General features: G+C 63.0%; 20 protein-coding genes. 13 read left to right on the forward strand and 7 right to left on the reverse strand.

What is annotated here, in order from left to right; translation table 11 throughout:
* Positions 1-72 precede the first annotated feature (72 nt).
* Together OIS53_RS10670 and OIS53_RS10675 are read left to right on the forward strand one after the other, a co-directional pair.
* Entirely contained in the window at positions 73-432 is a 360-nt protein-coding gene (locus tag OIS53_RS10670) for a hypothetical protein (RefSeq protein WP_264678557.1), read from the forward strand.
* A gap of 160 nt (positions 433-592) precedes the next feature.
* Positions 593-1,294 carry a YqjF family protein gene (locus OIS53_RS10675; RefSeq protein ID WP_264678558.1) on the forward strand — a complete coding sequence of 234 codons (702 nt, stop codon included), beginning with the start codon at positions 593-595 and terminating at the stop codon, positions 1,292-1,294.
* 56 nt (positions 1,295-1,350) lie between these two features.
* Here the strand turns inward: OIS53_RS10675 and OIS53_RS10680 are convergent, their stop codons facing one another.
* Positions 1,351-1,638: an acylphosphatase gene (locus OIS53_RS10680; protein WP_264678559.1), complete on the reverse strand. Its 288-nt coding sequence runs from the start codon at positions 1,636-1,638 to the stop codon at positions 1,351-1,353.
* 79 nt (positions 1,639-1,717) lie between these two features.
* Here OIS53_RS10680 and nagA point away from each other — a divergent pair, with 79 nt between their 5' ends.
* Positions 1,718-2,869, forward strand: coding sequence for an N-acetylglucosamine-6-phosphate deacetylase (nagA, locus tag OIS53_RS10685; protein ID WP_264678560.1), 1,152 nt, complete (start codon positions 1,718-1,720; stop codon positions 2,867-2,869).
* A gap of 50 nt (positions 2,870-2,919) precedes the next feature.
* Here the strand turns inward: nagA and OIS53_RS10690 are convergent, their stop codons facing one another.
* Positions 2,920-3,816 (reverse strand): TrmH family RNA methyltransferase, encoded by an 897-nt coding sequence (locus tag OIS53_RS10690; RefSeq protein ID WP_264678561.1) that lies wholly within the window; start codon positions 3,814-3,816, stop codon positions 2,920-2,922.
* Between the two features lie 567 nt (positions 3,817-4,383).
* Between OIS53_RS10690 and OIS53_RS10695 the strand changes: the two genes are divergently transcribed.
* From OIS53_RS10695 to OIS53_RS10730, 8 genes are all read left to right on the forward strand, one after another.
* On the forward strand, positions 4,384-5,361 hold the full coding sequence (locus OIS53_RS10695; RefSeq protein WP_264678562.1) for a hypothetical protein: 978 nt from the start codon (positions 4,384-4,386) through the stop codon (positions 5,359-5,361).
* 133 nt (positions 5,362-5,494) lie between these two features.
* A complete protein-coding gene (locus tag OIS53_RS10700) occupies positions 5,495-6,220 on the forward strand; it encodes an endonuclease III domain-containing protein (RefSeq protein WP_264678563.1) in 726 nt (241 codons plus the stop codon).
* A 247-nt stretch (positions 6,221-6,467) separates the two neighbouring features.
* The gene (locus OIS53_RS10705) at positions 6,468-6,668 is read left to right on the forward strand and encodes a hypothetical protein (RefSeq protein ID WP_264678564.1); all 201 of its coding nucleotides are present in this window, start codon (positions 6,468-6,470) and stop codon (positions 6,666-6,668) included.
* Between the two features lie 80 nt (positions 6,669-6,748).
* Positions 6,749-6,916: a DUF167 domain-containing protein gene (locus OIS53_RS10710; protein WP_264678565.1), complete on the forward strand. Its 168-nt coding sequence runs from the start codon at positions 6,749-6,751 to the stop codon at positions 6,914-6,916.
* 98 nt (positions 6,917-7,014) lie between these two features.
* On the forward strand, positions 7,015-7,782 hold the full coding sequence (locus tag OIS53_RS10715) for a ZIP family metal transporter (protein ID WP_264678566.1): 768 nt from the start codon (positions 7,015-7,017) through the stop codon (positions 7,780-7,782).
* A gap of 117 nt (positions 7,783-7,899) precedes the next feature.
* Complete coding sequence (locus OIS53_RS10720) at positions 7,900-9,303, forward strand: ATP-binding protein (RefSeq protein ID WP_264678567.1); 1,404 nt, start codon at positions 7,900-7,902, stop codon at positions 9,301-9,303.
* A 14-nt stretch (positions 9,304-9,317) separates the two neighbouring features.
* On the forward strand, positions 9,318-10,661 hold the full coding sequence (locus OIS53_RS10725; protein WP_264678568.1) for a tetratricopeptide repeat protein: 1,344 nt from the start codon (positions 9,318-9,320) through the stop codon (positions 10,659-10,661).
* Between the two features lie 38 nt (positions 10,662-10,699).
* Positions 10,700-11,908: a tetratricopeptide repeat protein gene (locus tag OIS53_RS10730; protein WP_264678569.1), complete on the forward strand. Its 1,209-nt coding sequence runs from the start codon at positions 10,700-10,702 to the stop codon at positions 11,906-11,908.
* Between the two features lie 246 nt (positions 11,909-12,154).
* Here the strand turns inward: OIS53_RS10730 and OIS53_RS10735 are convergent, their stop codons facing one another.
* Positions 12,155-13,534, reverse strand: a complete 1,380-nt coding sequence (locus tag OIS53_RS10735; protein WP_413775158.1) for an ammonium transporter — start codon at positions 13,532-13,534, stop codon at positions 12,155-12,157.
* 339 nt (positions 13,535-13,873) lie between these two features.
* On the opposite strand from OIS53_RS10735, the gene OIS53_RS10740 reads away from it, so the two are divergent.
* Positions 13,874-14,923: an alkane 1-monooxygenase gene (locus OIS53_RS10740; RefSeq protein ID WP_264678571.1), complete on the forward strand. Its 1,050-nt coding sequence runs from the start codon at positions 13,874-13,876 to the stop codon at positions 14,921-14,923.
* A 340-nt stretch (positions 14,924-15,263) separates the two neighbouring features.
* Here OIS53_RS10740 and OIS53_RS10745 read toward each other — a convergent pair whose 3' ends face one another.
* The 3 genes from OIS53_RS10745 to OIS53_RS10755 form a co-directional block, all read right to left on the reverse strand.
* Complete coding sequence (locus tag OIS53_RS10745; protein WP_264678572.1) at positions 15,264-16,124, reverse strand: M28 family peptidase; 861 nt, start codon at positions 16,122-16,124, stop codon at positions 15,264-15,266.
* Positions 16,125-16,225: 101 nt separating this feature from the next.
* Positions 16,226-16,642, reverse strand: a complete 417-nt coding sequence (locus tag OIS53_RS10750) for an STAS/SEC14 domain-containing protein (RefSeq protein WP_264678573.1) — start codon at positions 16,640-16,642, stop codon at positions 16,226-16,228.
* Between the two features lie 16 nt (positions 16,643-16,658).
* Entirely contained in the window at positions 16,659-17,087 is a 429-nt protein-coding gene (locus tag OIS53_RS10755; protein ID WP_264678574.1) for a hypothetical protein, read from the reverse strand.
* A gap of 315 nt (positions 17,088-17,402) precedes the next feature.
* On the opposite strand from OIS53_RS10755, the gene OIS53_RS10760 reads away from it, so the two are divergent.
* Positions 17,403-19,376, forward strand: a complete 1,974-nt coding sequence (locus OIS53_RS10760; protein ID WP_264678575.1) for a T9SS type A sorting domain-containing protein — start codon at positions 17,403-17,405, stop codon at positions 19,374-19,376.
* A 288-nt stretch (positions 19,377-19,664) separates the two neighbouring features.
* On the opposite strand, the gene OIS53_RS10765 is transcribed toward OIS53_RS10760, so the two are convergent.
* On the reverse strand, positions 19,665-20,399 hold the full coding sequence (locus tag OIS53_RS10765) for a DUF3667 domain-containing protein (protein ID WP_264678576.1): 735 nt from the start codon (positions 20,397-20,399) through the stop codon (positions 19,665-19,667).
* Positions 20,400-20,525 lie beyond the last annotated feature (126 nt).

Below are 20,525 nucleotides of genomic sequence, written 5' to 3' on the forward strand. Positions count from 1 at the left end.
CCCCTTGTTTTTCTGGCTGGCGCATAGGCGGCAAAGCTCTATCTTGTTCTGCCTTTCAAGCTGATGTATTCTATGGATTCCGAAAACCGCAACAAGCGCGACCTGCCCGAGGTAGTAGCCGACATTCTAATTACGCTGGATAAAGTGCAGCACACGCAGCAGCAGATGCAGCACACACAACAGCACATGCAGCAGACTATGCAACAGATGCAGCAGACCATGCAGCAGATGCAGCAACAGCAGCAGCAGCAGCATGAAGAAATAGTCAGCGCCTTTAATAACATGACTACCGCTGTGCTGGACGCCATGAACCGGCAGACGGAACGCTACGACCGGGTGCAGACTACGCAAACCACGCAGGAAGCTGAAGTGCGGGAGCTGCGCCAGCGGGTGGAAAACCTGGAGAAAACCGTGTACAACAAGGCTAGCTGACTTTCCCTTGGCTCGGCCACAGCTACGGGCGCAACTTCGGTGGCGCCCTTTTTTTTGCGGCCGGGCGAGAAGATTGGGCGCGCGTCAGGTTGTAAGAGGGTTCATTTACTTGATGTGTGCCGTGCCCGGAACATGGTCTTTTCTTCGCCGGCCGCCGCTGATGCGGCAGCGCTGGAGCAACTTGCTTTTCGCGCACTGGCCCGTGGCGCCGGCTGTGCTGCGCCCCTACCTGCCGCCACGGCTTGAGCTGGATGTGTTCGAGGGGCAGGCCTGGCTGGGGGTGGTGCCCTTCACCATGAGCCACATCCGGGCCCTGGGGCTGCCACCGGTACCGGGCCTAAGCTACCTGCACGAGCTGAACGTGCGCACTTACGCCTGCCTTGATGGTGTGCCGGGCGTGTGGTTTTTGTCGCTGGACGCCACGCAGCCGCTGGGCGTATGGGCCGCCCGCACGCTGTTTCGCTTGCCCTACCTGCGGGCCCGGATGCAGCTCACCCGCCACGGCCCGGCCTTGCGGGCCGTAGCCGAGCGCACCCACAGCGGCGCGCCGCCGGCCCGCTTTGCCGCCACCTGGACGCCCGGCTTGGCCTTGCCCCGCGCCCAGCCGGGCACGCTGGCGCACTTCCTGACCGAGCGGTACTACCTCTACACGGCTGGCCCCACGGTGCGCGCCGGCCAGCACCGCACCGCTCTGTGGCGGGGCCACCTCTGGCACGAGCCGTGGCTCCTGCGCCACGCCACGCTCAACGAGTGGACTTCGACCCTGGTCGAAAGCCACGGCTTGCCGACACCCGAAGGAGCCCCCTTGCTCTACGCCGCCGACGCCGTGGACGTGTGGGTGCGGGAGTTGCGGCGGGTGTAGCCTTCGTTGTATTATCAGCCACCAGAGGCAAGGCCCGCGCAAGCACCCGCCAGCCCTCAGCGCCGCACCTCAAATTCCGTGTAGCCGCGCACCTCATCCGCCACCACCTCTACCCTCTCTACCCGCGCGGCGGGCGGGCCGTGCTGGCACCAGGCTTCCAGCGCAGCCAGGGCCTCGGCCGGGCCTTCGGCTTCGATGGTTACGGTGCCGTCGTCGTTGTTGCGGGCGTACCCGTGGAGGCCCAGGCGGCGGGCTTCGGCCTGGGAGCTTTGGCGGAAAAACACGCCCTGCACGCGGCCATGAATGCGGAAGGTGCGGTGCTGGACAGTGGCGGTAGAACTCATATAGTAGTTGTGGTTTGTCGCAAAATACGGCCGTGTGCGGCTGGCCGCATGCCATCGGAGGGCCGTACTTTGCGGCCGTATGCGTTATCTACTTCAATCCTGCACTGTGTACACTGGCCACGCGGTGCTGCCCAGCCATTCCGTCCTGATTCAGGACCACCAGATTGAGGCCGTACTGCCCGACCATGCGGCACCCGTCGACGTGTCTGTAGTAAGCGGGCGGGGCTTCTGCTTGTGCCCTGGTTTGCTTGACTTGCAGGTGTACGGTGCCGACGAAGCACTGTTTTCGGTGGAGCCCACGGTAGCGGTGCTGCGGAAGCTGCACGCGGCCTTTCTACGCCAGGGCACTACGGGCTTTCTGACCACCATGCCCACCAACTCCTGGCAGCTGACACGCGCCGCCCTGGAAGCCGGCCGCCGTTTTCGGCAAGAGCAGCCCGATTTTCTGGGCATCCACCTGGAAGGGCCATTCCTGAACCCGGAGAAAAAGGGTGCCCATCAAGCTGAATTCATTTTACCGCCGACTGTGGAGCGGGTAGACGAGTTGCTGGAGTTGGGCCAGGGTGTGCTGCGCATGGTCACGATGGCGCCCGAGGTGACAACGCCGGCCGTGCTGGCCCGCCTGCGGGCGGCGGGCGTGGTGGTGTCAGCGGGGCACTCTAATGCCACTTATGCCGAAGCGGCAGCGGGCTTCGCGCACGGGTTTACGGCCGTTACCCATTTGTTTAACGCTATGTCGGCGTTGCAGGGGCGGGCACCGGGCCTGGTGGGTGCCACCTACGACGACGCTCAGGCCCAAGCCAGCATCATCGCCGACGGAATTCATTGCGACTTGGCCGCCGTGCGCATCAGCAAGAAGATGCTGGGGGAGCGGCTGTTTCTCATTACCGATGCCGTAACCAGCAGCCGGCAGGGTGCCTACCGCTTCCGCCGCCACCACAACCAGTACGTGGATGAAAACGGCACGCTGGCCGGCTCGGCCCTGACCTTGCTGGAAGCCGTGCGCAACTGCACCGAAGGCGCCGGCATCGAGCTGGCCGAAAGCCTGCGCATGGCCACGCTGTACCCGGCCCGCGTGCTGGGCCTGGACCACCGCCTCGGCCGCGTGGCCCCCGGCTACCAGGCCGACCTCTGCCTGTTCGACGAGCAGTGGCGGGTACGGGGCACGGTGCAGGGCGGACGGCTGACGTGGCACGAACCTACTGCGGGAGGCGTGTCATTTGAGGCTTGAAGATGCCCGTATTCTGCCCACTCCTGGCAAAAGAGTTGAGTGAAGTCCGCTTAGCTGATTTCCCGCTGGCGCACGGCCTCAAACGTTAAAATAGCCGTGGCGGTGCTCACGTTAAGCGAGTCGATGGCTCCGCGCATGGGGATGATGATGGTCTGGTCGCAGGCCTGCATGAGTTCCGGGGTGAGGCCGTCGGCTTCGGTGCCCATCACCAGGGCCGTGGGGCCGCGGAAGTTGCAGGCAGTGTAGGGTACGGAGGCGGGGCTGAGGGCGGCGGCGTAGGTGCGGATGCCGTGCTGCCGGCACCACCCGAGCAGCTCCTGGCGGGTGGTGGCTACGGTGGGCACCGTAAAGATGCAGCCAATGCTGCTGCGGATGGCGTTGGGGTTATAGAGGTCGGTGCGCGGGTCGCAGACGATGACGGCCGTGGCCTGGGCGGCGTCGGCGGTGCGCAGGATGGCGCCCAGGTTGCCAGGCTTTTCTACGGCTTCCAGCACCAGTAGCAGCGGAGCGGCGGGCAATTTCAGGTCGGCCAGGCGAAGGTGGGGGGGCCGGGCCAGGGCCAGCACCCCATCGGACCCTTCGCGGTAGGCCACCTTCTCAAACACGGCCCGGCTTACCTCCACCCACTCGGTAGCGCCATCAGGCCCCAGTAGCCCGCGCAGCTCCTGCTGGCGCTGGGGTCCGGCCAGCTCGGGGCACACCAACAGCGTGACAAGGGGCACCCCGGCGCCGTGGGCAATGGTCAGCTCCCGCAAGCCCTCGATAATGGTAAGCTGCTGCTGGCGCCGCTCCGACGATTTTTGCTGGAGCCGCAGCAGATTCTTGATGCGCGGATTCTGAGGACTGGTGATGAGGTCGGGCATAGCAGGGCGGTAACTCGGCGCGGCGAAGATACGCAGCGCCGCCCCCGACCAAGTGCCGGCTTCACTGGCTGCCGGGCGCTGCATAACCACTGTTTCGGTTAGCAGTCTTTATCAGTACAGCCAGCGCCACGCGGCAGAACAGCTCTGTACAAGCTAGTTAGGCTATTTAGGAAGTTAATTGACTGTCCTGCGTCCTGCTTCATCTAGCGTCTGCTTGCCCAACCGAAGGTCGCCGGAGGCAAGCATCCCGCGTGCTAACCAATCTTATCCAGTTGACTAATCCCACTTGTATGAAACAAACAGTGGAGATGCTTGCCTGCGGCAACCTTCGGTTCGACAAGCGGACGCCAGATAGAGCAGGACAATACCGCGCCAGCACGCGAGAGGCTTGGGCAAGCTCAGCTAACGTGCCAAGGGGCCTTGGGCGGCTTCCTCAACAGCTTCATTCCCTCTACCACCTAGCTGAGCTTTTCCCCGTAGTATAGCTGGGCGCGCTGGGCGAGAGTTGCGTTACACTAGGCGCTGGCGCAGCGGCGTTTAGCGGTTAGCGGGTCCGGCACCTTTGGGCGGCGTGAGCTGTTGCATAATACCCGCGGACGAGTTTGGGGCCGCGGCCCGTTTGTTTCGCTACTTCTGCTTTACTTACCACCTATGTTGTCCCGCTCTCTCCCCTTCGTTGTGTGCTGGGCCCTGGCCCTGCCAGTCCTGGCGCAGCAAACGCCCCGCGAGCTTAACAGCCTGCCTGGCACGCCGCCTGCTACGCGCCCCGCGCCTACTACCCCAGCTCCAGCTGCCCCGGCCCCGGCTGCTCCGGCTACCACTGCCGTAGCGCCGGCCGCCGATACTTCCCGCCAAACCGCGCCCCGCACGCTGGCTTCGCCGCCCGCCCTGCCCGATTCGGCGGTGCAGGCCGCCCGGCAGGCGCCACCCGTGCCCGCCAACACCACCCGCTACGCCGTGGGCCTGAAAACCGGCCAAGTGGTGCGCGGCTACGACGTAGAGATACGCCAGCCCGTGTTCGGCCGCTCCTTTTTGCTGGTTGACGGGCAGCAGCGTTTTGAGCTGGACCAGGTTCGCTACTACGAAGACGAGTCGGGCTTTTACGTGCGCACTACGTTACCGGGCCGCACCAAGCGTGAAAGCACCCTGCGCCGCGACCGGGTGGGCCGCATCAGCCTGTATTCCATCACCTCCCAGCAGTACGTCAACAATCCCGGCGGCTTCGGGCCCTATGGCCGCTTCGGGGGTCCCTACGGCGGCTTTGGCGGCCCGTGGGGCGGAGGCTGGGGCGGCTACCGCACCGTGCGCCAGGAATACTTCAGCAAGGATAATGGCCCGATTGAAGACCTGAGCATCCGCAACCTGCAGCGCGCTACCACCGACAGCCCCGGCTCCCAGAAGCTGCTGGCCGATGCCCGCCGCTACCAAACCGCTACGACGCTGAGCTACATCGGGGCCGGGGGACTGTTTCTGGCTGGTATGTTGTCCAGCTTCGGCGGCAATAATGGCTTCTCGGTGTCGCCGCTGGTGTACGGGGCTATTCCGCTGGCCATTGTGCCGCTGGTTATCGGGGGCAAGCAGCAGAACAATATTCGCCAAGCCATCCTGCTTTATAACCGCGGGCAGTAGGTGGCTCTGGCCTGCTAAGGCTTTTTCCAGTTTCCTTCAGCACAACCCCGTTCGGCGCTGGCCGGGCGGGGTTTGTTTTTGGCTGAAGCCGGGGCGGCAGAAACTCGACCGGGCTGGCCGCGTACAGGCTAGCGTGGCTATTCTTCTTAACAGCACTTCGGACCTGACTGCTCGCCAGGAGCTGGCCTTGTGGGCGCACGAGCGGCTGTGTGCCGAATACGGCGCGCCCTTTCCCTTTTTCAGCACCAAGGACCCGCTGAGTGAGCTAATCAGCGCCTTGCTTTCCCACCGCACCCGCAACCAGGATTCGCACCGGGCCTACCAGCAGCTGCGGGCCCGGTTTCCAACCTGGGACGAAGTGCGCGATGCCCCCACTGCTGAGGTAGAGGAGGCTATCAGCCCCTGCACCTGGCCCGAGCAAAAGGCGCCCCGCTTGCAGCAAGTGCTGCACCAGGTAAGCCAGCGCTGCAACGGCGGCCCCTGCGACTTGGCTTTTCTGGCCGAAATACCAATCAAAGAGGCGCGGGCCTGGCTGGAAGCCATACCGGGCGTGGGCCCCAAAACCAGCGCCGCCGTGCTGCTGTTCAGCTCCTTGCGCATCCCGGCCATGCCCGTGGACAGCCACCATCACCGCGTAGCCCAGCGCCTGGGCCTCATCGGCCCGAAAGTAGGGGAAGGGGCGGCCCACGCCCTGCTCGAAGCGCTGCTTCCGCCCGGCTGGGATGCCCAGCAAGTCTACGACCACCACGAAGCCTTCATGTTTCACGGCCAGAAGTGCTGCTACTTTCACACTCCCGCCTGTGGCCGTTGCGTGCTGCTGGAACGCTGCCCCACTGGCCAGGCGCGGGTGAAGAGGTGAGACATGATGAGTGGTAAGGTGGTGATTATATAAGCCCGTCATGCTCCATCTGGCGTCCGCTTGTCGAAGCATCTCTCCCGCTTCGTCCTCACGATTGAAGTTACCCCCGGTAGAGATGCTTCGACTTCGCCTCCGGCTGCGCTCAGCATGACCGTATCTTTACCTGTTTCTGTCCTGACCCCTTCACCCCTTCACCCCTTCACCCCTTCACCCCTTCACCCCTTCACCCCTTCACCCCTTCACCACTATGAAACAGACTTATGGACTTCCGGCGTTGCTTTCCTTGTTTGTGCCTGGGCTGGGGCAGCTGGTGAAAGGGCAGTTTCTCAAGGCCTTTCTGATTTGGGCCGTGGGTGGCGCGGTTGGCTTTCTGCTGGCCTGGACGCTGATCGTACCCTTCCTGATTTGGGCCTGGAACGTGTACGACGCCTACAACGACCCCGCCTAGCTATAACCCTGCTACACTTCAAAGTCCGGCCAAACGCCCGCTACAACTAGCTGCTGCCCGCCGCTGCTGGTAGCTAGACGGTGCGCCCGAAGGCTCCGACCCAGAATGGCCCGGCCAGTGCCGGCCTGGTGGCTTATCTGGCCGAGGTGTTTGGCGTGGCCAAGCCGGATGTGCAGCTGCTGGCGGGTCACATGGCGCCGTTTAAGAAGGGTGGCATCCGGGGGCACGCTGAGCAGGTAAAGAGTTAGTAGGCATACCCTGAGCAGCTTTTTTCCGTTGAAACCGGCGGCACTAAGCACCTTTCGGGTTCGGTAGTGCTGGTTGTTTTGCGTTTTTCTATTCCGCTATGCATATTTTTCCACTGTGGGCTGTGGCTGGTTTCTGGGGGTTGGTGTCGGGGTCGGCGCTGGTGCTGGGGGCGGCCTTGGGCTACTTCGCGCACGTGCCGCAACGCCTGATTGCGGCTATTATGGCCTTCGGCAGCGGCGTGCTCATCTCCACTCTTTCCTTTGAGTTGATGGAAGAAGCCTACGAGAAAGGCGGCTTCGACTCCACGGCCTTTGGCTTTGTGGGCGGGGCGGCCGTGTACACGCTGGCCAACTGGCTGCTGGCCCGCTACGGCGCCCAGCACCGCAAACGCTCCAACCACCCGTCATCTCCTCACCGCTCCGGCGAGGCCGACAATGGCCTGGCCCTGGCCGTGGGGGCGCTGCTGGACGGCATTCCCGAAAGCATTGTGATTGGGTTGAGCCTGCTGTCTGGTAAGGGTGTGAGCATGGTGGCCGTGGTGGCCATCTTCCTGAGTAACTTGCCCGAGGGCCTGAGCAGCGCCGCCGGCATGAAGAAAGCCGGCCGCCGCCCAGCCTACGTGCTGGGGCTGTGGGGCGGCATTGCGCTGGTATCCGGAATAGCCGCGCTGGTGGGCTACTCGGTGTTTAGTGGGTTTTCGCCGGAGGTGGTGGCGGCCACCACGGCCGTAGCGGCCGGGGCCGTGCTGGCCATGATTGCCGACACCATGATTCCGGAGGCGTTTGAGGCAACTCACAACTTCACCGGCCTTATTACTGTGCTGGGTTTTCTGGTGTCGTTTGTGCTGACCAAGCTGGGTGGGTAAGCGCTGGATGCGTGGTGGCAGGACTGGCCGGCGCTAAGGCTACATTAGCCGATCAGAAAGCTTCTTTTGGCCTTTTTCATCCGCTCGGAAGGCCAAAACTTTGTAGCTTGGCGGCCTATGTCTATGCCAATTGATCCTGCTGCTATTCAGCCTCTGTTAGAGGCCCTGTCTTTCTCGCCCGATAACCTGCCGTTGCGCAAGCACGTAGCCGGGCTGCTGCTGCAAGCCGGCCGCCTGCCCGAGGCCGAAGACCTCTACCGCGCCGGCCTGCGCCAGGCTCCCGACGATGCCGAGCTACAGCTCGGCCTGGCCGAAACCTACGCCGGCCTGGGCAAAGCCTCGGCGGCGTTTGTGGTGGTGGAAGAGCTGCTCAGCGCCCGCCCCGACCACGCCCGGGCCCACTTGCTGCACGCCCGCCTGCTGCTGGATTCGGGGCAGCCGGCCGCCGCCCGCGAGGCCTACCACACGGCTTTGCATCACAATCCTACGCTGGAAGACGCCGACCTGACGGCCCGCCTGCGCGCGGCCACCACGGCCCAGCCGGCCCACGGCGGCTCCCCCCTGGCCTACCCTTCGGCCCCGCCCGCCGGCCCCGGTGCCAGCTCACCCGACGCCGACAGCATCGAGCAAACGCTGTTCAGCGGCCTGGAGCGGCCCAAGATTACGTTTGCCGACGTGGGCGGCATGGAGAGCCTGAAAGAGGAAATCCGCCTCAAAATCATTCACCCGCTGCAATACCCCGACCTCTACAAAGCCTACGGCAAGAGCACCGGGGGCGGGCTGCTGCTGTACGGGCCGCCCGGCTGCGGCAAAACCTACCTGGCCCGCGCCACGGCCGGCGAGGTGCAGGCCTCATTTATCCACGTCGGCATCAACGACATTCTGGATATGTGGCTGGGCGGCAGTGAGCGAAACCTGCACCAGCTGTTCGAGCAGGCCCGCCTGCAAGCGCCCTGCGTGTTATTTTTTGACGAGGTAGATGCCCTGGCCGCCAACCGCCACGACCTGCGCCAGAGTGCGGGCCGCACCGTCATCAACCAGTTTCTGGCGGAGCTGGACGGCGCCACCCGCTCCAACGAGGGCGTGCTCATCCTGGCTGCCACCAACGCCCCCTGGCACCTCGACTCGGCCTTCCGCCGCCCCGGCCGCTTCGACCGTATCTTGCTCGTAACACCCCCCGACGAGGCGGCCCGCGAAGCTGTGCTGCGCATCCTGCTGCAAGGCAAGCCCGTGGGGCCGTCGGTGAACTTGCGCAAGCTAGCCGCCGCTACGCCCGGCTTTTCCGGCGCCGACCTGCAAGCCGTGGTGGATGTGGCCGTGGAAAGCTGCCTGCGCCAGTCGATGAAAGTGGGCCAGCCCCTGCCTCTGGAGCACGCCACTCTGGCCGAGGCCGCCGGCCGCATCAAGCCCAGCACCCGCGAGTGGTTTGCCACGGCCAAGAACTATGCCCTCTACTCCAACGAAGGCGGCGTGTACGACGACATTCTGGTGTATCTGGGCATCAAGAAGCCGTCGGTGTAGGGAGCAAAAAGCAGATGAAACCTGTCCGCGCCAACCCCGACCAGTGGCAGGAAGCCGCCCACCACTTGCTCAACGTGCATCGCCCCGCGCAGGCCGAGCAGGTGGCGCGGCAACGCTTGGCCGCTCACCCACAGGATGCTCAAGCATATCAGCTGCTGACCTTGGCCCTGCTTAACCAGGCCGGGCGCGCGGCCGAAGCCTTGCCCGTCGTTCGGCAGGCGCTGGCCCTGGACCCGCAGCACAGCGATGCATACTACTTCCACGCAGTAGCGTTGCTGCACACTGAGCAGCCGCACGCGGCCCTGCGAGCCATTGCCGAGGCCCGGCACCTCGCCCCCATAGACGCTACCTACTCCGGCTATGAGGCCGTGGTGCTACACGCTCTGCGCCAACCGGCAGCAGCCCTGCAAGCAGCTACCGAAGGCTTGCAACACGACCCCAGTCATTTGGAATGCCTGTTTCAGCGCGTGCGGGCCCTCCAACGACTAGGACGCCGCCCCGAGGCGGCCCTCACGATTCAGCAACTAGCCTACTGGCACCCTGACCAAGCAATTACGCACTACCTGCTAGGCAAGGAGGCAGAGCGACAGCAGCAACCGGAGGCAGAAGCGCATTTCCGCGAGGCCATGCGCTTGAAGCCTGGGTATGAGCCACCCCGTGCTGCGTTGCGGGACTTGCTAGCTGATCGGGCGGAGCTGGCTTTGCTCCGGCGTAAGTACGCCCAGGCAGAGGCGGCTTTCAGAGAAGTTCTGGTACTTGACCCAGCTTACCACAAGGCAGAACGCGGGCTTTGCCAAGCACAGCTGCAGCAGCACTGGACGCAACGACCCGTAGCCTGGTTTTACCGCCTCCGCAGCGCCTGGGCTCACCAGTGGCCAGCAGGCTCCCTGCTGCACCGGGCAGGCTTGGTGCTGCGGGTCTTCGGAGTGCTGGCGCTGCTGGTGTTGGCTTTGTTATTCCGCGGACCGTTACATCTGCGGCATTATCTACAAGGCGAAAATCCCATTGCCCGAGACACCTGGTTTTATGCCGGATTAGGCTGGGGAGTAACCGTAGTGGGCGCTGCTGCGCTTTTTCAGTTGCCAGTGCCGCTGGTATGGCTGGCAGTAGTGGGCGGTCTGGTATTTCCGCTGCGTACTTCCTGGCTGAAATGGCGGGCCGGCCAAGGGCGCTGGCCTGCGGGCGCCCAGTTAATGCTTTCTCCCGGAGCAGTAGCCCTCATCAACGCTCATAGTAACTTCCTCACCCCCAACGCAGCTATCGAATCACGGTACTTCCTGGCTTCCTTTGGGGCGCTGCTGATCCTGTATCAACTATTTCGGCCTACGCGGCAGCAGCGGCCTACCTCATCATCCTGATTATAAGCTCCTTGTAGCCTTGACACTTATTATACATAATGGAACAATCTAACTGGCCCGACCGAATTATCCTGCTGCTGCGCCAGGGCCGGGCGGTCCAGGCCGAACAGGAGCTGCGGCGCGTGCTGCACTCCGACCCCGACGACGCCCTGGCCCACGCCTGGCTGGGCATGGCCCTGCTCGATTTGGGCCGCCTGGCCGAGGCCCAGGAGCACATCGAAACGGCTATTGGCCTGGAGCCGGAGTACGACTTTCCGTACTACCTGCTCAGCCTGGCCCACCAGCGCCAGCACCGCTCCGCCGAAGCCCAGCAGGCCATCGAGCAGGCCCTGGCCCTCGACCCCACCGACCCCAACTACTACCACGTGCTGGGGCTGATTCGGTTTCAGCGGGCCCAGTGGGAAGGCGCCCTGCGCGCCGCCGAGGCCGGGTTGCAGTTTGATGCCGAGCACGTGGATTGCCTGGGGTTGCGGGGCCGCTGCCTGGCCCGCCTTGGCCGCGCCCCCGAAGCCGACGACTCTCTGCAACAGGCTCTGCGCCACGACCCCGACGACGCCGGCACCCACGCCGACGCGGGCTGGGTGGCCCTGGAAGCCGGCCGCCACCGCCCGGCCCTAGAGCACTTCCGCGACGCCCTGCGCCGCCAGCCTACCTCCTCCTACGCCCGCGAAGGACTGGTGGAAGCCCTGAAGGCCCGCTACTGGCTGTACCGCGCGTTTCTGCGCTTCACGGTCTGGACCGAAAACCTGGGCGGCGGCACCCGGCGTCTGCTGTTTCTGGGGCTGTACGTGCTGGTGCGCTTCGTGCCGGTGCTGCTGCCGCTGTACCTGCCGCTGGTGTTTATGAGCTGGTTTGCCGATCCTATGTTCAACGGCCTGCTCTTACTCAACTCCTACGGCCGCCACGCCCTCTCCGACGAGCAACGCCGGCAAGCCCTGGCCTTTGGCGGCGTGCTGGCCGGCGGAACTGCGCTGCTGGTAGTGGGCACCTTTACTTCGCTCACCTGGCTTACCCCGCTGGGCGGTGGCCTACTGGCGGCCTTGTTCCCGATGATGGTAGCCCTGCGCCCCCGCCAAACCACCCGCACCGCCCGCTGGGCCTGGGTAGTGGCGGCCGTCCTGCTTGTCCTTGGCATCACTGGCTCCGCTTTAGCGCTAGCTGCTCCTGGCTCCGCCACCTACACCACTGTCATGGGCCTGCTGGTCCTGGTGTGGATAGCCTTCATGTGGCTCACGGCGCTGTCGTGAGATGGTGAAGTGGCAGGGTGGTGAGGAATAAGCAAGCCCCGGCGGGGCGGCTCAATCATCCGTGGACGCTGGGTGCCGCCCCGCCGGGGCTTGCTTATTCCTCACCACCCTGCCACTTCACCAAAGAAAAAGCCACCGGATTTTTCACCGGTGGCTTTTTGAATTGTCCTTCATTTCTTCTTCTAGCCCACCCGCCACCTGCCAGGCACTCCAGTTGAATGCGGCCGTGGGGTGGCGAAGCTGGTGCTACACCCGTTCTGGCGCCGGGTCGCGGCGGTAGGTGCGCTCAAACTCCTCGTCGATGTGGTAGGTGGATTCTTCGTGCTGGCTGAGGTCGAGGCCCAGTTCTTCTTCCTTGAGCTGCACGCGCAGGCCGAAAGCACGGTCCGTGATTTTTAGCAGCACCCACGCCCCCCCAAATGAATACGCAATAACGATAATCAGGCCCAGCACGTGGTAGCCGAACGTGGTGAAGGTGCCATGAATCAGGCCCACTTTGTCGGCGAAGACGCCCGTGAGCAGCATGCCCACAATGCCGCCCAGGCCGTGGCACGGAAACACGTCGAGCGTGTCGTCGATGGTGGTGCGAGAGTTTTGCCAGTGCACGGCGGCGTGGCTGATAAGGGCCGCCACCACCCCAAACAAGATGCTCTGGCCGTAGTTGACGTAGCCCGCGGCGGGCGTAATAGCTACCAGGCCCACTACGGCTCCGGTGCAGGCGCCCACCGCCGTAGGCTTGCCCCCGCGCACGATTTCCACCAGCAGCCAGGCAATAAGGGCAGCAGCCGAAGCCAGGTTGGTATTCACGAACGACAAGGCAGCCAGCTCATTCGCCCCCAGAGCCGAGCCGGCATTAAATCCAAACCAGCCAAACCACAGCAGCCCCGTGCCCAGCAGCACGTAGGGCACGTTGGGGGTCGAAAACGACGAGGCCCGCAGGTGCGTGGAGCGGCGGCCCAGCACCAGGGCCCCGGCCAGGGCCGCAATGCCGGCCGAAATGTGCACCACCGTGCCACCCGCAAAATCTAGCACGCCCCACCGGCGCAGAAAGCCCTCGGGATGCCAGGTCCAGTGCGCCAGCGGGCAGTAAATAAACAGGCTGAACAGCACCATAAAGGCCAGGTAGCCCTTGAACCGCACCCGCTCAGCAAACGAGCCCGTTATCAGGGCCGGGGTGATGATGGCAAACTTCAGCTGGAAAGCGAAAAACAGAATAAAGGGGATGGTAGGCGACAACACCGGGTGCGGGGCCGTGCCGACGTTGCGCAGCATGGCAAACGTGAAGGGGCTGCCAATCAGCCCGTGCCAAGACTCGCCGTAGCACAGCGAGAAACCGACGTAGTAGAACACTACCGTAATAACGCCCAGCGCCACAAAGCTTTGCAACATGGTGCTAATGACGTTTTTGGGGCGCACCATGCCGCCGTAGAAAAACGACAGCCCCGGGGTCATAATCAGCACAAAGGCTGTGGCCGTGAGCATCCAGGCTACATCGGCCCCATTGAGGGCGCCAGGGGCCGCAGCGGGGTGCGCGGCCGGCAGCACAGCCGCTAAGATGGCTAAGACAAGCAGTGTCCCCAGCGCAAGCAGGCTTCTGACCGGAAAAGGAGAGGAGTTAAGTTCCATACATTAAGTTTAACCAACCCTTATTTTGAAAGGCAATATACAGCATATACACCCAATTTTTATCTATACTACCCTATCTTATAAGCCCATTCATTATATTTTTAACATGTTTTCAGAATAATGTCCTTAGTAAAATACCCCTTGCAGCTGTTTTCTACTTTTTGTTGTTAAAACGTAGCTTGTAGATGTTTGCTCGATTTTTGCGGCATCTCCTAAGCGAGCAACCAGCAACTAGCAGCTTGTCCACTGCCAAGTGGCTAGGCGAGGAATCAGGCTTATTTGCTTGACATCCTCCGAAGCCGGGTAGTATATTTAGAGTGCCTCTACTACTACACCACCATGAAAACGAACGATTTACGCTACCTGGGTGCCTACACGGTGCCCGTATCCACTGCCCTGGGGCTGATGCTCGGCGGCGCCTGGGCCTGGCTTACTCCGCTCTACGTGTTCGGGCTGATTCCCTTGCTGGAGCTGCGCCGCCCCACGGAGTCCTCCGAGGCCTCACCCGACGACTCGCGCCGGAAGCAGCAGTTTTTCAACTGGCTGCTCTACCTGAATGTGCCCATTCAATACGGGTTGCTGGGGCTGTTTCTGTATACTATTATCCGGCAGCCGCACACCGCGGCCGAGGTGGCGGGGTTCATCTTCAGCTTTGGCATTTGCTGCGGAGCGCTGGGCATTAATGTGGCGCACGAACTGGGGCACCGCTCGCGGCCGGGCGAGCAGCGGCTGGCCCAGGCCCTGCTGCTGAGCACGCTGTATCTGCACTTCTTTATTGAGCACAACCGCGGCCACCACCGCCACGTGGCCACCCCACTCGACCCGGCCACGGCCCGCTTGCACGAGCCGTTCTGGCGGTTTCTGCCCCGCGCTGTGGTGGGCGAGTACCGCTCGGCCTGGCACCTGGAGCACGAGCGCCTGGACCGACAGCAGCTGCCGGCGCTGTCGTGGCACAACCAGATGCTGCAGTTTCAGGTGTATCAGGGGCTGCTGGCGCTAGTTATTGGGCTGGCGTTTGGCTTGGCTGGCTTGGGAGCCTGGGTGGCAGCGGCCACGGTGGGCGTGCTGCTGTTTCAACTGGTCAACTACGTGGAGCACTACGGCCTGCTGCGCAACCGCACGGCTTCGGGCCTCTACGAGCGGGTGCAGCCTCACCACTCCTGGAATTCGGAGCACGCGCTGGGCCGCATCCTGCTCTACGAGCTAACCCGCCACTCCGACCACCACTTTCAGGCCTCACGACCCTACCAAATCCTGCGGTTTCAGCCCCGCAGCCCCCAAATGCCCACGGGCTACCCCGGCATGATGCTGCTGGCCACCGTGCCGCCCCTCTGGTTTAAAGTAATGAACCCACGGGTGCCGGCTGGAAGTGAGGAGGTGATGGGGTAAAGGGTGACAGGTGACAAGTGACAGGTGACAAGTGACAGGTGACAGGTGAACGGTCATGCTTCATCTGGCGTCCGCGCAGCCGGAGGCGAAGTCGAAGCATCTCGCGTGCTGACGCAGGAGTGGTAATTGTCATGCTCCATCTGGCGTCCGCTTGTCGAAGCATCTCTTCCGCTTCGTTGGGCCCTCCGTAGCCCAGGGTTTAACCCCTGGGCTATGCAGCGGAAGATGTTTGCACGATTAAGTTAGCCCGCGGCAGAGATGCTTCGACAAGCGGACGCCAGATGGAGCATGACAGTCCTTCTGTCACCTGTCACCTCCTCACCATTTACCTCCTCACTTCTCACAACCCCACCACCACGGCGTAGGCGCCGTTTATGACTTCGGCCATACGCAGGAAATCCAGCGTTTCGATGGTGTCGGTGGGTTGGTGATAGTGGGGGTTGCGCAGGAAGGAGGTGTCGTTGAGCATTACGGCGTCGTAGCCGTGGCGCCAGTAGTTGCGGTGGTCGGAAAGGCCAGCCAGGCCCATTTCGGGCGGCAGGCTGATGCGCTGCACGTCGAGGGCGGCGCGACTTTGCATCAGCTCCTGCACGCGCCGGGTGAAAGCCTCCTGCCCGGTGCGGCCCACCACGATAATAAAATTGCCGGTGTGTGGGTACTGGGCTGCCAGCTGCTCGCTGGGGAAGTGCTGGGAGCCGGGCTCGTCGCGGAAGTAGCCAATCATTTCGTAGCACAGCATGGCCCGCACGGGTACGCCGGCTTGGTGCAAGGACCGGGCGTGCACGGCGCTGCCCATGTGCTCGGTGGCAAAATACGGCGGCTCTTCGTTGGGGTACGCCACCAGCTCCACCCGGTACTTCAGCGCCGGCCGAAACTGGTGCAGCAGCCGGGCCGTTTCGAGCAGGCCCGCCACGGCGCTGGCGTTGTCGTCGGCGCCGGGCTGGTTGCCGCACACGTCGTAGTGTGCCCCCACCACCAGGCGCGGGGCATCCTCGGGGCCCAGCAGCAGGCTGATGTTGCGGTACAGCCGGCCCTCAACCCGAAAAGCCTGCTCCTGCACCTGGCCGTCGAGCTTTTCAAACTCGGCCTTGATATAATCGGCGGCCTTGTTGAGCGAGGTAAGGCTGAGGTAGTGGCGGGCCGGCTGCAGCTCGGTCAGGAACTTGACGTCGGCGTAGAGGCGGTGTTGGTCGGCGCCCATGGCACACGGGGGTTGGGTGGCGCCGTAGTATACGGTCTGGCAGCCAGTTGCGCCGTTGTTGCGCCGTATTACGCCGCGGCTGGAGTCTGCCGACCGGCAGCTTACTGCTGCAGCAGCCAGGCTACGGCGGCGGCTTCGTCGTCGAAGTAGCGGTAGGTGAGCTGCTGGGCGTTAGGATGGGCGGCCGAGGTGCTCATGGCCAGCCGGGCAAACACGTTCTGCGCCTGAATAATAGCTCCGTGCTTGTAGCCTCCTTCGGTTATGGCCTGGGGCAGCCACTCGCCCAGCAGCCACTCCTGCTCTTGCGGCGTAAAGGGCTCCATCATGCGCTGGTCGACGAGCATGCGGCCGTGACGGCGGCGGGCCAGCAGCCGCAGCACGTGTTGCAGCAAGTCGCGGTAGGCGGCCGGGTCGCGGCGGCCGGCGGCGTAGCGCAGGCGCACAAAGCCCCGCGGGTCTTCTTCGACCCGGCCCACGACATTTTCAAAGTACAACAGGCTGGTAGCGGGTGTGCTCACGCAGGAAGAGCTTGGTTTAGTTTTCCAGCAGCCACTGCTCGGCTTCCAGTTCGTTGTCGGAGTAGCGCACTGTAAAGGGTAGGTGCCCCAGCTGCATGACGATGTGCGAGGTAGCCAGCCGGCCAAACACATTGAACGACTGCACCACGGCGGCCCGGCGGTAGCCGCACTCGTGCACGGCGTGGGGCGTCCAGGTTTCGACCAGCCACTGCTGCATGCCCGGCGAGAGGGGCGGCATGTGGCGGTGGTCGGTGAGGATGCCCGCTACACCGTACTGCTGCAGGCCCCGGCTGGCGGCCTCATACATGGCCCGCACCGCGGCGTCGGGAGCGGGGTTGCTGTACCAATCGAGGCGGACGTACCCGGTAGGGTGGTAAATAACTTTGCCGGCCTGGTTTTCAAACAGCAGGATATCGGCACCATCAAGCAGGTAAGCAGCGGCCATAGGACCGGCAAAAGTAAGAGGCCGCCACCCGCCAGACAAGCCGACCAAGCAGAACAGCAGTACGCAGAGGGGCCTACCGGAGCTGGTCGACATTTAGCTGTATCCGTTTGCTCCAACTCCGCCTCGACGCCAGCACGCGCAACCTGACCGGCAAGTTTCTGTACAGAAGCGAGAAACGTTTTTATGCTGCCCCAATGCATACCTCATTACATCTTAGAATAAGCAAATAGTATACATAAAATTATGCTCTTTTAGCAGGTAAGCGCTGGGCTTTCCCTATACTCGACCTTTGTTCTGTTCTCTTACCTGCTACCTATGACTACAACTTCAACCTGGCGAGTAGTACCTACCTGGCTTTTTGGCTCGGCCCGAAGCGCAGCTGTGCTCCTGACCATGCTGCTGAGCGGCCCGGCCCTGGCCCAACAATACCGGGGTAAGCTGGGCATCAACCTGGATGGGGCCGGCCCCAGCTCCTTTGTCGACCTGGCCAAAGCGGCCCGACCTTGGGAAGCGCCAGGCGGCGGCACCCTGCCGCCCAGCCAGCTCGACGCCAACGGCTGGCCCACCACCGACTTCCGCACCGTGCTGCTCGACGCCCGGCCCGTGCCGGAGTGGGCCGGCACCATCGACGACCCGCAGGGCTACCGCGTCAGCTACAGCGGCACCCACCACGGCTCCTTCACGGGCAGGGCCGTCATCAGCAACGGGGCCGGGCCCTGGTCCATCCAGAACCAGGCCTACAACGCCGCCACCAATACCACCACGTTCGACCTGGTGCTGGGCGCGCCGGGCCCCGGCCACGGCTTCGTGCTGATGCAGTTCACCAACACCCAGCGCACGGCTACGGCGGCCTTGGGTTCGGGCATTACCAACCTGAAAGTTATCCGGGCCGGCTACCCGGCTGCTTCCACGCAGTTTTTCCCCACGGCCCTCATCAACGCCATCAACGGGGTCAACTTCGCCGCCATTCGGGCCAAGGACCTGACGGGCACCTCCAACATCGACGGCATCGTGTACCCGGCCACCATCGACTGGGCCGACCGGAAGCTGCCCACCGACGCTATCCAGGCCGGCGGGCTGGGCCGCAAAAAGGAGGGCATGGCCTGGGAGCATTTCATCGACCTGTGCAACCAGGTGGACAAGGACATCTGGGTGAATATTCCGGTGTCGGCCACGCCCAACTACGTGACCCAGCTGGCCACTCTGCTTAAAAACCGCCTCAAGCCCACTCTGAACATTTACGTCGAAAACGACAACGAAATCTGGAACAACGGCGGGGGCGGCTTTGGGGCTACCTACACCTACAACCGCGCCCAGGCGGCGGCCCTCGGCTTCACGGGCTACGGCGCCGACAAGCAGAACTACGCCCGCCGCTCGGTGGAGCTGGCCCAGCTGTTCCAGACCGTGTTCGGGGCCGGCTCGCTTAACTCGCGGGTGCGCGTGGTGCTGTGCTGGCACCAGCCCCTGCGCAAGTGGGACGTCAGCCAGGTGATGCTGCCCTACATCAACCAAACCTTCGGGCCGCCCAAGAACTTCATCTACGCCATTGCCACCCAAACCTACTTCAACCCCGTCAACCCGCCCGCTAACGCCACGGCGGCCCAGCTGGTGGCGTTGTGCCGCCCCGGCATTGTGGGGCTGGTGGATGAAGGGCCTACCACGGTGAACGAGGCCGGCCGCCGGCAGTGGGTGCAGGCAGCCCAGCAGTGGCAGCTGCCCGGCGGGCTGATGTCGTACGAAGGCGGGCCCGGCACGGCCTACGGCGAAGGCAACACCACCAACATCGGCAACGCCATTCAGATGCACCGGGAGCCGGCCATGAAGGACGAGGTGAAGTACAACCTAGCCCAGGCCTGGTGGGACCTGGGCGCCGGCCTGGCCATGCAGTTTACCCTGAGCAGCGGCTACCAGCGCTACGGCCAGTACGGCCTCACCGACGACCTCGGCAACCCCGACCGTAACGCCAAGTACCAGGCCATGCGCGAGCTGGTGGGCGGCCCCACCACGCTGGCCACGACACCACGAGCTGCCTCGCCCGACGCCTTGCAGCTCTACCCCAACCCAACCGCCGCTACCTTCCGGCTGCGCTACGCCGCCCCCACCGCCCAGCGGGCTCAGGTGGAAGTAAGCAATACGCTGGGCCAGGTGGTACACCACACCAGCGTGGCCCTGCGCAGCGGCCCCAATGACTTAGAGCTGCCCGCTCATTTCCTGCCGGCCGGCCTCTACCACGTGCGCCTCACGACGGCCCAGGCCACCGCCACGCAGGCGCTGCAAGTGGTACGGTAGCCGGATACATGCTGCCTAGAAATTACGGCCGGCGCAAGTGCGCCGGCCGTTTCTCTTGTTTCCGCTGAATTGGGTCTTTACACCCGCTCTCCGGCCGTGTACAGGCCGGCTCTTACCTCGAACTGTGGCAGGTGTGCCGCGGGCTACCGATGCTGCACCAGAAATCCACCAACTGCTACAATTGACTCAGTAGCACTACTGTGGAAGAGCACTTCTGCATCGGCAGCTTTGCCGCTTGCTTTATTCACGTCAGGCCGCCCCTTGGGATATTTCCCAATTTAACCCTACTTATTTTTCCAGCAGATGTACTACCAGTTCAGCAGCCACGTGGGAAAGCGCAAAACACGCGGTATTAATGAGCAGGCTTTTGCTGACAATCAGCCAGCGGGAATCAGCAGGAAACAACCGAAAATAGGTTATTGTATTGTAGGCTACAATGAACGGCAGTTCGATGTACTCCGTCTCAAAGTTCGGAAATAGCAGCCGTGATATATTTAGGAGCAGCACTACAAAGATGACTAAGGACAGGCTATACAGCACCAGCACAGCTATTTCGGCATAGTTGTATTCCGATTTGCGGAAGAACAGCCACGTGATGAACGCATAAAGCGGTAGCAGTGCCATCTGCATTAGAGAGAAGTAATGCCGGAAATAATCCTGCGAGTCGTCGCTCATCCCATAGAGCTTAAACACGAGGGCTTTGATAAAATACTGTCCTAGCGCCGTGACTGTAATTGCCACGAAAAACATAGAGAAGGGCTTTTGGTGTCGGTAGCGCTGCCCTGCCAGATACTCGCGCTGCATGTCGCCGGGCAGCCGGATTAGCTCTTTTAGAGTGTATAGAAAACCTTTGTCAAGGTGCGTGAAAAGGTGAAACACCTCGTGTAGCAGATGAGGAAATGAAATCCGGTGCGTGGCATAGCTCTGCCCACATTCCTGGCAGAAATGCCCGTGGCCCCGGTTGCCGCAATTGCGGCAGATACTGGAAGCGACAGGGTGTGCTGAGCGGGCGAGTTCCGGCATTGCGGCAGGCGATAATTGGGTAATGCTGATGTTGGTATGGCCTAAAATAATACTTCATATCAAGTGTGGAGTAGGCCCTAGCAACATCCCTCTTTTTCTATACCTTCCGGGGTCTATTTTAAGCTC

The organism is Hymenobacter sp. YIM 151500-1 (assembly GCF_025979885.1).
GTDB lineage: Bacteria > Bacteroidota > Bacteroidia > Cytophagales > Hymenobacteraceae > Hymenobacter.

Coding starts and splice junctions, on each gene's coding strand:
- OIS53_RS10670 (WP_264678557.1), top strand. CDS start 73: ATGGATTCCGAAAACCGCAACAAGCGCGACCTGCCCGAGGTAGTAGCC.
- OIS53_RS10675 (WP_264678558.1), top strand. CDS start 593: ATGCGGCAGCGCTGGAGCAACTTGCTTTTCGCGCACTGGCCCGTGGCG.
- OIS53_RS10680 (WP_264678559.1), bottom strand. CDS start 1,638: ATGAGTTCTACCGCCACTGTCCAGCACCGCACCTTCCGCATTCATGGC.
- nagA (WP_264678560.1), top strand. CDS start 1,718: ATGCGTTATCTACTTCAATCCTGCACTGTGTACACTGGCCACGCGGTG.
- OIS53_RS10690 (WP_264678561.1), bottom strand. CDS start 3,816: ATGCAGCGCCCGGCAGCCAGTGAAGCCGGCACTTGGTCGGGGGCGGCG.
- OIS53_RS10695 (WP_264678562.1), top strand. CDS start 4,384: ATGTTGTCCCGCTCTCTCCCCTTCGTTGTGTGCTGGGCCCTGGCCCTG.
- OIS53_RS10705 (WP_264678564.1), top strand. CDS start 6,468: ATGAAACAGACTTATGGACTTCCGGCGTTGCTTTCCTTGTTTGTGCCT.
- OIS53_RS10715 (WP_264678566.1), top strand. CDS start 7,015: ATGCATATTTTTCCACTGTGGGCTGTGGCTGGTTTCTGGGGGTTGGTG.
- OIS53_RS10720 (WP_264678567.1), top strand. CDS start 7,900: ATGTCTATGCCAATTGATCCTGCTGCTATTCAGCCTCTGTTAGAGGCC.
- OIS53_RS10725 (WP_264678568.1), top strand. CDS start 9,318: ATGAAACCTGTCCGCGCCAACCCCGACCAGTGGCAGGAAGCCGCCCAC.
- OIS53_RS10730 (WP_264678569.1), top strand. CDS start 10,700: ATGGAACAATCTAACTGGCCCGACCGAATTATCCTGCTGCTGCGCCAG.
- OIS53_RS10735 (WP_413775158.1), bottom strand. CDS start 13,534: ATGGAACTTAACTCCTCTCCTTTTCCGGTCAGAAGCCTGCTTGCGCTG.
- OIS53_RS10740 (WP_264678571.1), top strand. CDS start 13,874: ATGAAAACGAACGATTTACGCTACCTGGGTGCCTACACGGTGCCCGTA.
- OIS53_RS10745 (WP_264678572.1), bottom strand. CDS start 16,124: ATGGGCGCCGACCAACACCGCCTCTACGCCGACGTCAAGTTCCTGACC.
- OIS53_RS10755 (WP_264678574.1), bottom strand. CDS start 17,087: ATGGCCGCTGCTTACCTGCTTGATGGTGCCGATATCCTGCTGTTTGAA.
- OIS53_RS10760 (WP_264678575.1), top strand. CDS start 17,403: ATGACTACAACTTCAACCTGGCGAGTAGTACCTACCTGGCTTTTTGGC.
- OIS53_RS10765 (WP_264678576.1), bottom strand. CDS start 20,399: ATGCCGGAACTCGCCCGCTCAGCACACCCTGTCGCTTCCAGTATCTGC.